The organism is Ensifer sp. ENS06, assembly GCF_014852205.1.
Lineage (GTDB): Bacteria > Pseudomonadota > Alphaproteobacteria > Rhizobiales > Rhizobiaceae > Ensifer > Ensifer adhaerens.
Genome location: NZ_JACVBC010000046.1, coordinates 1 through 510, shown reverse-complemented (window position 1 = coordinate 510; position 510 = coordinate 1). Strand labels below are relative to the sequence as shown.

The window sequence follows — 510 nt, the reverse complement described above, 5'->3', positions numbered from 1 at the left end:
GTCGGCGGCCTGCAGCTCTACCCGCGCGCCAACTGCCTCGATCGCGAGACGGCGCTTCGGATGTGGACCGAGAAGGTGCAGTGGTTTTCAAACGAGGAAGGCAAGAAAGGCCGGATTGAGAAAGGGCAGTTCGCCGACCTCATCGTGCCGAACAAGGATTTTTTCAACTGCGCCGAGGACGAGATTTCCTTCCTCACGTCAGAGCTCACGATGGTCGGCGGCAAGATCGTCTATGCGGCCGGCGAATTTGCCTCTCACGACGAGAACAAGGTGCCGCCGGCAATGCCCGACTGGTCGCCGGTCCGCACCTTCGGCGGTTATGCCGCCTGGGGTGAGCCCGAGGGCGCCGGAAAGCGCTCGCTCCGGCGCACCGCGATCACGTCGTGCGGCTGCGCCAGCGATTGCGGCGTCCATGGCCACGATCATGCCGGCGCCTGGACGTCGAAACTGCCGATCGCCGACCTTAAGGGTTTCTTCGGCGCGCTTGGATGCTCCTGCTGGGCGGTGTGA

Annotated in this window: 1 protein-coding gene; it reads left to right on the top strand. The window is 64.1% G+C overall.

Annotation, left to right across the window (positions count from 1 at the left end):
* A partial coding sequence (locus tag IB279_RS36760; protein ID WP_192341259.1) for an amidohydrolase family protein occupies positions 1-510 on the top strand: 510 nt, incomplete at its 5' end.